This window comes from Ensifer sp. Root423, from assembly GCF_001426275.1.
Classification (GTDB): domain Bacteria; phylum Pseudomonadota; class Alphaproteobacteria; order Rhizobiales; family Rhizobiaceae; genus Ensifer; species Ensifer adhaerens.
In genome coordinates this window covers 573,702-586,164 of sequence record NZ_LMEG01000023.1, presented here as the reverse complement: position 1 = coordinate 586,164, position 12,463 = coordinate 573,702, and the positions used below count along the sequence as shown (strand labels likewise).

The window sequence follows — 12,463 nt, the reverse complement described above, 5'->3', positions numbered from 1 at the left end:
TCACGATAAACGCAAATATAACTTATTGTGCAGTGCAAATAACCTTGATATGCTTTCTGTAGGTCGTTGAATTCGCCGGTTTATTTCGGATCGGGGGATTCAACTACAGAGAGAATTCGGTTGAATTGAGGGTGGCGCGTGCAAGGGTTGGTGTCTTCTGGCGTGAGGTATTCGCAGGCGAAGAGAAAGCTGGTGTTGGCCTCGGATCACGATAGGGCGAGTGTCCAGGGCAGTGGCATCGAGCACCTGGTTCATTTTCTTCCGGCAGGCGATCGGCCTGATGCGACCCTGGAAAACGTGTTTCCATTGATCGGGCTCGCCTTTTCTAGGGAGGGCGAGGCGGATCTGGCCGACGGCATCGTCTCGCTGCGAGCGCTTGGCACCGTCCCGGATATCCCGATCAAGCGCTTGAGCGCCGAGGCCGTCAGCGAAAGCGCTGGTCTCATTCAGGCGCTGGTCGATGGTGGTGTCGGGCGGCTTGCCCGGTTCTCGTCGGCAATCACATCCGAGCTTGCGCTGCTTCGCCGCGAGCGTGAAACGCTGCTTGAAAACTACCGCGCGCTCGAAGATGCGTTCCAGGCACGCAACTGGGAACCGGTCGCCGAAGTCTTTGCGCACGACCCCTATGTCGATCCCAAGGACGAGGGCATCGGCCATCTGATTGCCAATGCCTTTGTCGAACAGCTCCTGCCGGTCTCCAGCCATGGCGTCGCCGGCATCGGGCTTCACTTCAACTCGGTCCCGCGGGACGGCGGCGAACTGGTCGTTGTCTTGAGCTATGTCGAGAGCGGCGAGGGGGTTGCAGAGTGGGCTGTTCCATTCTCGCAGCTCGTTCCGAGCTGGAACTTCTTTGCCCTGCCGCGCACCTGCGGGGGTGGCGCGAAGACACTGCGGCTTCGCGTTTCGACGACCGGTAGTGAAACGATCGGGCTTTCGCTCGGCTATCCCATCGCCAGTGAACACTATACGGCTCGGTCCGAGACCCGACACGCCGACCTTGATCTGCGCCCTCTAGCGTTCCGCGTCTACACCGGCCTGCCCGGCGTCAAGCCGACGCGCATGCCCAACATGATCGCGCCGACCGCGCTGCTCGACGGCCACTTCATCGAGGACTACCGGCTTTCGGTCGATCTGCTCAGCCAGATCGTTGACGTATCGGTGACGCCGGTCGTCCCGGAATTCCAGACCGTGCGCTTTCTCGAACACGAACACGCCGTCGTCTGCCATCCGCTTGCAAATGGGGTATCGGCCGGCGCCGTCGGTCGCGCTGTCGAACCCGGCACCATATCGTTTTCCGCAAGCGCTGTGGTCGATCATCCCAAGGGCGCCCCGGCGGCCGTCAGCTTCCTGCTCGCTCCGGCGGGCTCGAACGCGCGCTCCGAAGTGGCGGAACTGGCTCGCAAGGGGGCTGTCAAGCCGTCCGCCTTCTTCAGCGGCTGGCGCGAGGTCACCAATGAGCAGCCGATCAACATCAATTTCCAACTCGACGAGCCGGTGCGCCAGTCCATGGATCTGATGATCCTCAGCCGCGCTGTGACGGACTCGGTCGATTTCTCCTGGCTCAAGGTGTCGGGCTTCCGGATGGTCAAGCAGTCGAGTGGTGCGTCTCATGTCCAGCAATAGCGATCCAAGGGACCTCGTTGCGATCGCCATGCCGCTCTATGGCCATGCGGCGCTGGCGCTCGAAGCGCTCGAATCCGCGCTTGCATCGGACCTCGAGGGCTGCCGTATTGCCATCGTCGTTTCGGTCGACGGCGACCCGCGGCAGGAAACCTTCGATCAACTGTTGCTCTATTCCGGGGCCCACCCTGATATCCATGTGGTCTTCGGGCGAAACGCCGGCCCCGGCGGCGCGCGCAACCGCGCCATCAACTACGTGCTCGAAAATCTGCCCGAGGCGAAGGCCGTCTATTTCCTTGACGCCGACAACCGAGTCCTGCCGGGAACGATCGAGACCCTCTATCGGCGCCTGCACGAAAGCGGCGCCGGCTGGGTCTATACCAACATTGACACCTTCTCGGTGAGCTGGCGGGCTCACTACGGCAACCAGTATTCGCGGCTCGTCCACTGCATCACGGACAACATCTGTGACACCGGGTCGATGATCTCGATCGAGGTCTTCCAGGAAGGCGTTCGGTTCAACGACGACCGACAGAACGGTTTTGAGGATTGGGAGTTCTGGCTTTCCTGCGTCGAGCACGGCTTTGTCGGAACGCCCTGCCATGACACGACGTTCGAATACCGCCTGCGCGCCGAAAGCCGTTTCAAGGAAGCCAACCGCGACCGCGCGACATCCGTGAGCTTCCTCAGAAAGCGCCACAAGGCGCTGTTCCAGCGGCCGATGCTCGTCGATTTCGAGCATGAGGAGTGCCCGCGTTATCTCTTCGCGCGCACCGAAGACGCGGCGATCTCGTTCTTCACAGATCCGACGAAGCAACCGAAGCGGCTGCGCCTCGACGACATCATCCCAGCCTTCTGGGCCAGCACCGGCGAGCCCGACAACGTGCATTTTCCGCCCTTCGTCATGGCCGGCAGCGGTGCGACGATCGATCTGCTTTTGCGCTCGCGCATGCTGCCCAACGTGCTTTGTCACCTGGAGCGCCTGAGTGAGAAAGCCAACGTCGTTTTCGTTCATCTCGGCAACGACGCGACGCAGCGCAAGATCGAGCCGACCTTCCTCGACGCCGGCGCCCAGCATCTCGGCCAACCGGATCTCATCTTCATTTCGACGGCGCTCTTGCGCGACGTCATCCGCAACAATGCGCTCGACTGGTTTGCTTCTATCGGCACGCAGCAGGTATGGCCGACCTCGGCGGTTCTCAATGTGCGCTTCCCGTTCCCGCGCGCCCTGCCGCGCCGCACGCTGATCACGCCGCAACAGGTGATGATCAACTGCGTCAACGCGATCGCCACCAGTCCGCTTCGCCGCACGGCCGGCCGTCGCTGGACCTGGCGCCCCGCGCGGCTCATGCCCTATTCCGACCTGCACAAGGCCTTGCGAACGGAAATCGGCGGCTCGCCGGTGCTGCCGCTCGGGCACAGCGAAGCCGGCAAGAAAACTGCAGCGCTTCTCGTGCCGAACGCGTCGTTTGGCGGCGCCGAGAAGGTCATCTACGCCGCCTCGCGTGAACTTAGGGCCGCGGGCTACGAGACGCATCTGTTCGTGCTCGGCACCAGCCGGATGGACGTGATCGACGAGTTCGATTCGAGCTTCGACTATGTTCACTTCTGGGATCAGGGCATCCCGGCCTGGGGCGGCTCCGGCTCGTTCCTCGGCCAGGATTTCATTGCCGACCATCATGAAGTCGATTGGGGTGCGCTTAAAGGTCAGCTCTCAGGCTTCGATCTCGTCATCAACAACCACGTGATGGCGATGCATCCGCTGATCGCACGGCTGCGCTCGGAAGGGACACGCACGGCTTGCTATCTGCACGTCGTCGACAACACGCCGTTCAAGCGCCCGGCCGGCCAGCCCTTTGCAGCCATCGCCCACGAGCATTGCTACGACGCCTTCCTCACCTGCTCGGAACAACTGAAGTTCTACCTGCACAGCTTCGGCGTGCCGCTGGAGAAGATCTTTGCCGTTCCGAACGGCGCAAGTTTCTCCGTGCCGCCCAAGGTGCTTGCAGACGTGCTGCAGGTGCGGCGGATCGAGCGCAAGGACGACCGGCTGCGGCTGCTCTACATGGGTCGTCTTGACCAGCAGAAGGGCATCGACCGCCTGGCCGCGACGATCGCCGAACTGCGGGCCGCACACGTGTCGTTCGATGCGCGGGCGATCGGTGGCGAGATCCTGGCGGATGCCTCGTTCTCCTGGACGGACCGGCTCAAGGAACTGGGCGTCGACGTGCGCCCACCGGTCTTTGCCAGCCGCGACCTGATCAAGGCGCTCGGCTGGGCCGATGTTCTGATCATGCCTTCGCGCTGGGAAGGTGCCCCGCTGATGATCGCCGAAGCCCAACAGCTCGGCTGCGTGCCGATCGCAACCGCGGTTGGCGCCGTCGACGAACTGATCGTCGATCGCGAGGACGGCATCCTAATCGATGCCTCGTCCGATCCCCAGGTGGTGCGCGACATGGTCAAGGCGATCGCCGAGGTTTCGCGCGATCGCAACCTGCTGGCGCCGATCATGGAAGGTTGCCTGAGAACAGCGGCGCGCCGCGCCTGGTCCAACTCCTTCTCGGAGTTCCTCGGCTGGTGCGACGGCGCCGTGAACAATTCCTCGCTTTCGCGTGCCAAGGTCATCCGGGCGCGAGACACATCCAATACCGGCGTCGCAGCTGCAGGCTGATCGACCCGTACGACTTTTCAAAGAGAAGGGACTTACGCATGCGTCCAAGAATCCTCCTGACGGGTATTCCTGGTCATTACACGCGCCTCGCAAACGGCGCGAATGGCCTGTCGGTTTCCTATTCGGAACGGCAGAAACAGCCCGAATCCAAGGACGAGTTTCTTCAGGAGCTTCGCAACATCAGCAACACCGGTAACTATCTGATCGGTGAAGGGGCTTTGCGCGCCATTGCTCCCCATGCCAAGCAAATCCCGTTCTGGCACCTCTATAATTGCCATAAGAACGGCACCGGTTTCGACGAGTTCAACAACAACTTCGACATCTGCGTGTTCACCTGCGCGAACCTGTTGCGCAAGGGCCTCTCCGCCGATGCCGAGGCTGATGTCTTGAGCAAGCTGAAGATGCCGATTGTCATGCTCGGCATCGGCCACCAGAACCGCAAGGATCTGGAGACCGGCCTGCCGGAGGGGACGAAGCGGCTGCTCGACGTTCTCAAGGACCGCGAGCACTATTTCCTCACGCGCGGCTACGAAACCGCCGGCTACCTGAAGGACCAGGGATTCAAGTACGTCCGGCCAACCGGCTGCCCCTCGGTCTATTTCGCGCCGAACAACATGCGCGCGTCAATGAAGAAGCTGCCCGACGTCAAGATTGGTCAGGCAAAGACGATCTTTTCGGGCTATCTCGGCGCCAATCACGATTGTATCGTCGATGCGATCGCGCTCAACCCGGAAGGCGCCAAGCCCCAATACATCATCCAGGACGAATTCCTGCACTTCGACATGAAGGTCGAGCCGGATGCCGATGGCAGGGTCTTCGATTCCTGCTCGGGCAAGATGCTCGGCGAGCTCGCTTTCCCGGGCGCGGAGCGCCAGAAGGTGCCCTTCGATGTACGCACCTTCTTCGATACCAACATGTGGCGCGCCTGGGCCTCGCACATGGACTTCAATTTCGGCCGTCGTTTCCATGGCTCGATCATCGCCATGCAGGCAGGCGTGCCGAGCCTGATGGTGGCTGTCGACGATCGCATGCGCGAAATGCTGGGCTTCACCGGCCTGCCGTCGGTCGACGTCCAAGAGCTCGAAAAGGCGGAAAACCGGGCGGAGTTCGTTGCCAGCCATCTGGCCGGGCTGAACGCGTCGGAACTGGTCGACCGCTACTCCGATCGCGAACGCAATTTCCGTACGGTGCTGCGGGAGATCGGCATCGGCCTCTAAACCGTGATGCCTCGGACGCGTTCGATCCGAGGCGCTCAATTCATGAGTTCGGGCGGCACGGTGAGGTTTGCAGATCCGCTTCCTCGTGCCGCCCTCCCTCTTCCTCAACTCTGTGGGCCAGTCCACAAACCAGGTGTATCGATGCGTATCCTGCTCACCGGAATCCCTTCCTACCTCCAGCGTACCGTGGCGCGCGTTTCCGGTGCGACGGTTCATCACAAACCCTACTTCGACGATATCCGAAGCAAGAAGGATCTGGTCGACCAGGTCAAGAAGATCGCCAACACCGGCAACTACCTGATCGGCGAGGGCGCAGCTTATGCCTTGCGCGGTCATGACGTGACCTATGTGCCGTTCTGGCATCTGGTCAACAGCCGCGGCGCCAACGACGTCTACGATGCCCTGAACAAGGAATTCGACATGTGCGTCTTCGCTTCGGCGAACCTGCTGCGTCCGGGATACTCGGCCGATCTCGAAGCGGATGTGTTCGAGAAGCTGAAGATGCCGGTCCTGGTGATGGGCATCGGCATCCAGAAGCGTGAAGGTCTGAAAGAAAACCTGCCGGCCGGTACGTTGCGGTTCCTCGAGGTCTTGAAGCAGAAGGAAAGCTTCTTCCTGACCCGCGGCTATTTCACCGCGGAGTTCCTGCGCGCGGAGGGCATGAAGTTCGTCAAGCCGACCGGCTGCCCCTCGCTCTTCTTCGCTCCCAACGAGATGCGCCACTCCTTGACGTCGCTTGCCAACGCAGACCTTGCCTCGGCACAGAAGCTCGCGCTCGGCGGCTATCTCGGTAGCGTCGCCGACACCATCGTCGATGCCCACGCGCTCTTGAAGCCGGAGAGCGTGGCCAGCTACGTCATCCAGGACGAAGTCGTCGCCTATAACCTCACCCTTCCCGTGGATGACAACGCGCCGGTCTATGACCGCTCCAGCGGCCGCATCACCGGCAAGACCGAATACAAGCATCAGGAAAAGTGGCAGCGGCAGAACGAACTGATGGTGTTCTTCGACACCAACCAGTGGCGCGCCTGGTCATCAACCCGGGACCTCTGCATCGGCAGGCGCTTCCATGGCTGCGTCATTGGCATGCAGGCGGGCACGCCTTCGCTGATGATCGCCGTCGACGACCGTATGCGCGAGATGCTCGAATTCATCGGCTTCCCCTATATCGAGGCGGGCGTCTGGAATCGTGAGGCGGACAAGAAGGCGCATCTCGCCAACTTCCTGTCGAAGATCGATGCGCAGGCGGTTACCGAACGCTATTCGGCATGCGAGGCGAACTTCCAAAGTGCGCTTAAACAGGTTGGCATTTAATCTGCCCCTGAACCGGGCAGCGCCCTTGGCGCTGCTCCTGGCCGCCCTGGTCGCCTGGGCGGGGCTTTCGCGTGGCGCTCCGGCGTTTGCGGGCGAGACTGCGGCTGCGCGCTACGGCGTCAATCGGCTCAATCTCGCCTGGCTGGAGCGCACGGATCAGGAACGCATCCTTCGCGAAATCGCCGACAGCGGCGCCACGCATGTGCGGCTATCGCTGTCGCGCCCTGTCGACAAAAGCATCGACGCGCTGGAGATTGCCAACCGGCTGGGTCTGCGGATCCTGCTCGAAATCCAGCTGTCGAACAAAAGCTATTATCCGGACAGCGTTCGCCCGCGCACCGGCTTCGGGCGCATCTGGGATATCAACCGATTGTCCGATCTGGACCTTGATCGTTACCGCACGGGCCTGACATCAGCTCTGCAGCGCATCGATACCCTTGGCATCCGTCTGGACGCGGTGGAACCGGGAAACGAGATCAACCTCGCCGGCTATAACGGCGACCTCGCCGTCTACGAGAAGCCGGGCCGAGCGACGCCGCGACTTCTCAGTGAACTCAGGGATCCCCAGGCATTTGGAAAAGGTCTAGACAAATATGTCGCGGCGCTGAAGATCACCCGCGACGCCACAAGAGCGAGCGCCAACAACAAGGCGATCATCGTCTCCGCCGGGCTCTCCGACATGGGAGCCAAGGAAGCGGACCGCCAGGGAATGGAGCGGCTGGACCCCGGCGAGGTGATCGCCCTTTTGAAGGCGCGAGGCATGGACGCACTTGTTGATGCCTATGGCATTCACATCTACCCGGCGCGCAAGGATAAGCCGGCGATCACGTCGATCGTCACCAAACTTCTCGACTTCTGCGCGCCTGCCGACCGGGGGCGGCCCTGCTGGGTGACGGAATGGGGGATTGCCAACACGGCGCGTAGCTGCCCCGTCGATGATCGCGAACGCGAAGGGGCGATGACGGCCATGCGGACGGTGTTCGAGCGGCTTTCCGAAGAAAAACGCCTGGATGCCGCCTACTACTACGACTGGGACACCCAGCAGAACTACCGGCTATGGCGCTGCGGAGCTCTGAGCCCGGCCGGCGCGCTTGCGATCGAACCGGCCAAGGGCGATTGATGCAGGGCGCTTTCGGCTGCGAGTTGCACAGAACATCGTTCCGCGGGATCAGCGCCGCGTTGCGCGGCTCGTCGCAGGCTCAAGCCCCTTACCGCGGTAGGTGACGGGAATACCGAGCTCCTCGTGGGTCCGCGCCAGCGTTTCCAGCCAGGTTGCCAGTTCCTCCGGAACCATTTCGTCCCCGGTCTCCATCGCCTCGATCCATGCCAGGTTGCAATGGAGGGCGCTTGCCAGATTGATCGGCGTCCAACGAAGAACGAGAAGGCATTGGGTGAAACGGGCGGGGGTCATCGGTTGTGCTCAAGGTTGCATGTGGAATGGATGAAGCAGGCTTTACACGGGGAAATAAGTCAAGGTGATGACTTGCCGCGGCCAAAAGCCGTGATCTTTTCGTCAGTTAGAATTGATTGGGCAAAATGCCGCAGTGCAGCACGCAAATGGCGCCTTTCGCGCGGTATTTGCCGGGAACGCCTGGACGCGATTACCGCGCCCATGGGACAAAATCGACGAAAATACGGGACTGACTGTCGCTCACCAGAGGGTTCTCTGCCCCGAGCCGGTGCGAATCGCGCGCCTTTGAGGTTGAATGGCCGCAAATGCAGAGGACCGATTCGGTCCTGGACAAAGCGCTGAGGCGATCAACCGTTGCATGCACCCCTTTACCAGACCGCGATCAACATCGCCGCGAAGGCCGCGTTCTATCTGTCGCTCGCGATGCTGCTGCCGGCCACAGTCGATCTGTTCTATGGTCATCCCAACTGGAGAGTGTTTGCCGGTTCGGCCTTTGCGACTGGCGGTCTGTCGCTTCTGGCGATCGCTGCCACGCAGGGCGGCTCGCCGCTGTTCAGCCGCAAGATGGGCTTTCTCGTCGTCAATCTTCTCTGGATTGTCGTGTCTCTCGTTGGCGCCGTGCCCTTCTGGCTGTCGTCGCTGAAGCTCGATTTCGCCAAGGCCTTCTTCGAAGCGGTCTCCGGCATCACGACAACGGGCTCGACCGTCATCAGCGGCCTCGACCATGCGCCTCCGGGTATCCTTCTCTGGCGCTCGGTTCTGCACTGGCTCGGCGGTATCGGGATCGTGGCGCTCGGGGTCTTCGTCATGCCGTATCTTCGGGTCGGCGGCATGTCCTTCTTCAAGATGGAGTCCTCGGACACCACCGAAAAGCCCTTCGCCCGCATCGTCACCTTCACGCGCGCCTTCATCCTGATCTATGTCGTGATGACGGTGACGTGCACGATCATCTTCTCTTATCTGGGCATGGGCCGTTTCGACGCGATCAACCACGCTATGTCGACGGTCGCAACCGGTGGCTTCTCCACTCACGATGCCTCGCTCGGCTACTTCAACAGCCTGCCGATCCTCTGGGTCGCAACCTTTTTCATGACGTTGAGCAGCCTGCCGTTTTCGGTGCTCATCCTCTTTATTGTTCGTGGCCGGCTCGATACGCTGAAGGATCCGCAGATCATCGTCTTTCTGTCCTATCTGACGGCACTTGCGCTCGCCGCAAGCCTCTACCAGCGGATCGTCAACGGGGTCTCGGCGCACGAGGCATTGGCGCACGGCTTCTTCACCGTCTCGTCCATCCTGTCGACGACCGGTTTTGCCAGCGACGATTACATGCTCTGGGGTGAGTTCATCGTCGCACTTGCCTTTGCCGCCACCTTCATGGGCGGCTGCTCCGGCTCGACGGCGGGCGGCATGAAGGCCTACCGCTTCATTATCATCTTCAATTCGATCCGCGCCGGTATCTTCAAGCTGATCTACCCCGATGCAATCCACACCGTGCGATACGGCAAGACACTTGTCGACATAGACGTGCAGCGCACCGTGTTCATGTTCTTCACCGCCTACATGTTCATCTGGGCTTTCGGCAGCCTAGCGATGGGGGCGATGGGCTATGATCTCGTCACGGCGGTGTCGGCGGTCGCAACGGCGCTTTCAAATGTTGGCGCCGGGCTCGGCCCGATCATCGGGCCGGCCGGCAACTTCTCCACGCTGACCGACCCGGCGCTCTATCTCCTGTCGCTCATGATGCTGCTCGGCCGTCTGGAAATCCTGACGGTCCTGGTCATCCTGACACCGCTCTTCTGGAGGGACTGAGCGACAGGTCGAAACGAGGCCGCGCCCTTTCAGGCGGCCTCGGTCTTGCGGCGCGTGCTGGCGCTTTCGATGTAGTACTTCTCATAGCGGTGGCGGTAATGCTCGGCACCGCCAAAGTCGCTGTACTTTGCCAGTTCCTGCATGTCGGTTTTGTTGAGGATCACGCCGAGGATCTTGGCATTGATCTGCGGCTCCGAATGCAAGAGGTCGCGCACCAGGCGCGACGGCGTCCGGCCCCATTCGGCGACATAGAGGAAGCCGTCCGCAAGCGGCGCGAAGGCCTTGGCATCGACGACCGGGGCGAGTGCCGCGAGGTCGACTACGACATAGTCGAAGGACTTGCGTGCATTGTCGATAAGCTCGGCCATGGCCGGCGACGCAAGCAGCTCATGGCTGTCATACGGGCCGTTGCCGTCCACTGCGTCACCTCCGACCGGCAGGATCGCAAGCTTCGTCTGCTGGTCGATCTTGATGCCCGCCGGCCAGGATGCCTGCCCGGTCAACGCTTCCACCAGACCCGCCTTCGGCGGAGGATTGATCATCTTGCTCAAACCCGGCTTGCGGATGTCGGCATCGATCAGAAGGGTCTTCTTGCCGCTTGCGGCAAGAAGGGCCGCAAAATTCGCGGCAATGATCGACTTGCCTTCATCGGGCACCGCCGAAGCGATGCCGATGACGCGTGAACCGTTGCCGGTTAGCATCCGGTCGCAGGCAAGCTTGGCGTTGCGGAAAGTCTCGGTGAAGGACGAGCGCGGAGCGTCGAGCACGATGCGGCTGAGGCGCTCGAACGACGGCGCCCCCTGCGTTACCGGTGGCGGCATCTTGTTCTTCATCAGCTTGGCGCGAACGAGATCCGTCGTTCCAGGGTGACGCGGGCCGACCAACGGAATGTAGCCGAACGACCGATGACCGAGGATCGCGCGCACGTCGCCTTCGAGCCGGAACGTCCGCTCGCGGAACTCCTGGAAGGCCGCAAACGCGCCGCCCGCCATCAGGCCGAGTACCGCCGAAAGCGCCAGCACCATCGTCTTCTTCGGGCTCGAAGGCGAGGCCGGGACGCCGGCGCTGGAAATCACCCGCGCCTTGGCGATCGGGAAGGATCGTTGCTGCGAGGCCTGCTCGTAGCGGTTCAGATAGGTCTCATAGAGCGTCTTCAGCGCAGCCGCTCTCTGCTCCAGTTCGCGCAGGTGCACGAGCGAGACATTTGCATTTGCGTTGCGGCCGGTGGTGCCTTCTATGTTTTCGCGCAGCGACGCTTCGCGTGAGCGCGCAACCTCGTATTCGTTGCGGTAGCTTGCCGTCAGCTGCTGCAGCTCCTGGAAGATCTGGCGGCCGACATCGGTTTTCTCCTTGCGCAGCGACACGGCCTGCGGATGGTCGGCGCCGAAGCTCTGGCTCACGTCCTGTTCGCGCTTGCTGACCGCAAGGTAGCGCGTGCGTAGATCGCGGATGACCGAGTTGTCGCCTTCCTTGGCGGAAATCGTGGCGTTCTTGACGGCCGTCTCCGGTCCCTGGTCGACGATCGCCTGGAATTGCTTGTAGCGCGCCGAAGCGCTTGCGCTATCGGCCTGGGCAATGATCAGCTGGCTGTTGAGATCGGCCAGCTGCTGTTCCGACATGAGTTCGCCGCGCGCAAGCGTCAGGCCGTTTTCGCTGCGGTATTTTTCGACCTCGAGCGACGCGGTCTGCGTGCGCTGCCGAAGGTCTGCAAGACGTTCCTGCAGCCAGACCGAGGCCCGTTCCGTCGCCTCGAAATTGGCGTTGAGCTGGTCGTTGAGATAGGCGTCGGCATAGGTGCGAACGATGCCGGCGGCAAGCTGCGGATCGCTGGAGCGATAGGCAAGCGAGACGACGGAGCTTCGCGTCACGCGTTCGACGGCCAGTCCCTGCTGGAGCAGTGCCGCCGCCTTTTGCCTCCGGCCGTTGCGGGCCATATCCTCGGAAATCTCCGGCCCGCTCGAGAAGATGCCCGTAACGGACTTCAGCCCGTCCTTGACGACGTCGAACGGCGAGCGCGGCGGATTGAGGACGGTATCGTTGTCGGCAAGGTTCATCTTGTCGACGACACGCAGGGCGAGTTCGCCGGATTTCAGGATTTCCACGGCGCTGGCAATCTGGGTGTCGAGCAGGGCGCTGTTTTGCGGCGGCGCCTGTTCTTCGGCAAATTTCGACAGGTTCTCGTCGAGAAGGACCTGCGTTGCCGATGTGTAGAGCGGTGTTGCGAAGACCAGGTAGGCGACACCGAGCGCGATGAAGAGCGCCACAAACAGGCCGACCATTCTGGCGCGACGCAAGACGACCGAAAACAGACGATCGAGGTCGATGAAGCCGTCGGGCTCGTCCACGTTGCGCGGTACGACACTGTTGAAGGGGAGACTTCTTTGGTTCATTGGGTCGCTCTGTCCGTTTCCCATTAGTCCG

Annotated in this window: 8 protein-coding genes; 6 read left to right on the top strand and 2 right to left on the bottom strand. The window is 61.8% G+C overall.

What is annotated here, in order from left to right; all coding sequences use genetic code 11:
- The first annotated feature begins 150 nt into the window (after positions 1-150).
- The 5 genes from ASD01_RS22115 to ASD01_RS22095 all read left to right on the top strand — a co-directional run bounded on the left by ASD01_RS22115 (position 151) and on the right by ASD01_RS22095 (position 7,942).
- Entirely contained in the window at positions 151-1,623 is a 1,473-nt protein-coding gene (locus ASD01_RS22115; protein WP_162251023.1) for a DUF6212 domain-containing protein, read from the top strand.
- On the top strand, positions 1,610-4,291 hold the full coding sequence (locus tag ASD01_RS22110) for a glycosyltransferase (protein WP_034798031.1): 2,682 nt from the start codon (positions 1,610-1,612) through the stop codon (positions 4,289-4,291). Before ASD01_RS22115 ends, ASD01_RS22110 begins: the two co-directional genes overlap by 14 nt.
- A 38-nt stretch (positions 4,292-4,329) precedes the next feature.
- Positions 4,330-5,508, top strand: coding sequence for a polysaccharide pyruvyl transferase family protein (locus ASD01_RS22105; protein ID WP_034798028.1), 1,179 nt, complete (start codon positions 4,330-4,332; stop codon positions 5,506-5,508).
- A gap of 141 nt (positions 5,509-5,649) precedes the next feature.
- A complete protein-coding gene (locus tag ASD01_RS22100; RefSeq protein WP_034798026.1) occupies positions 5,650-6,822 on the top strand; it encodes a polysaccharide pyruvyl transferase family protein in 1,173 nt (390 codons plus the stop codon).
- A 46-nt stretch (positions 6,823-6,868) separates the two neighbouring features.
- The gene (locus tag ASD01_RS22095; RefSeq protein ID WP_162251026.1) at positions 6,869-7,942 is read left to right on the top strand and encodes a glycoside hydrolase; all 1,074 of its coding nucleotides are present in this window, start codon (positions 6,869-6,871) and stop codon (positions 7,940-7,942) included.
- A gap of 48 nt (positions 7,943-7,990) precedes the next feature.
- Here the strand turns inward: ASD01_RS22095 and ASD01_RS22090 are convergent, their stop codons facing one another.
- Complete coding sequence (locus tag ASD01_RS22090; protein WP_034798024.1) at positions 7,991-8,233, bottom strand: hypothetical protein; 243 nt, start codon at positions 8,231-8,233, stop codon at positions 7,991-7,993.
- Between the two features lie 354 nt (positions 8,234-8,587).
- Here ASD01_RS22090 and ASD01_RS22085 point away from each other — a divergent pair, with 354 nt between their 5' ends.
- Positions 8,588-10,042, top strand: coding sequence for a TrkH family potassium uptake protein (locus ASD01_RS22085; RefSeq protein ID WP_060644393.1), 1,455 nt, complete (start codon positions 8,588-8,590; stop codon positions 10,040-10,042).
- A gap of 29 nt (positions 10,043-10,071) precedes the next feature.
- On the opposite strand, the gene ASD01_RS22080 is transcribed toward ASD01_RS22085, so the two are convergent.
- Complete coding sequence (locus ASD01_RS22080) at positions 10,072-12,432, bottom strand: polysaccharide biosynthesis tyrosine autokinase (RefSeq protein WP_280138785.1); 2,361 nt, start codon at positions 12,430-12,432, stop codon at positions 10,072-10,074.
- Positions 12,433-12,463: the final 31 nt, after the last annotated feature.

What these genes read in the sequence shown, in the direction of transcription:
- ASD01_RS22100 (WP_034798026.1), top strand. Translation starts at nt 5,650, where the DNA reads ATGCGTATCCTGCTCACCGGAATCCCTTCCTACCTCCAGCGTACCGTG.
- ASD01_RS22110 (WP_034798031.1), top strand. Translation starts at nt 1,610, where the DNA reads ATGTCCAGCAATAGCGATCCAAGGGACCTCGTTGCGATCGCCATGCCG.
- ASD01_RS22080 (WP_280138785.1), bottom strand. Translation starts at nt 12,432, where the DNA reads ATGAACCAAAGAAGTCTCCCCTTCAACAGTGTCGTACCGCGCAACGTG.
- ASD01_RS22090 (WP_034798024.1), bottom strand. Translation starts at nt 8,233, where the DNA reads ATGACCCCCGCCCGTTTCACCCAATGCCTTCTCGTTCTTCGTTGGACG.
- ASD01_RS22105 (WP_034798028.1), top strand. Translation starts at nt 4,330, where the DNA reads ATGCGTCCAAGAATCCTCCTGACGGGTATTCCTGGTCATTACACGCGC.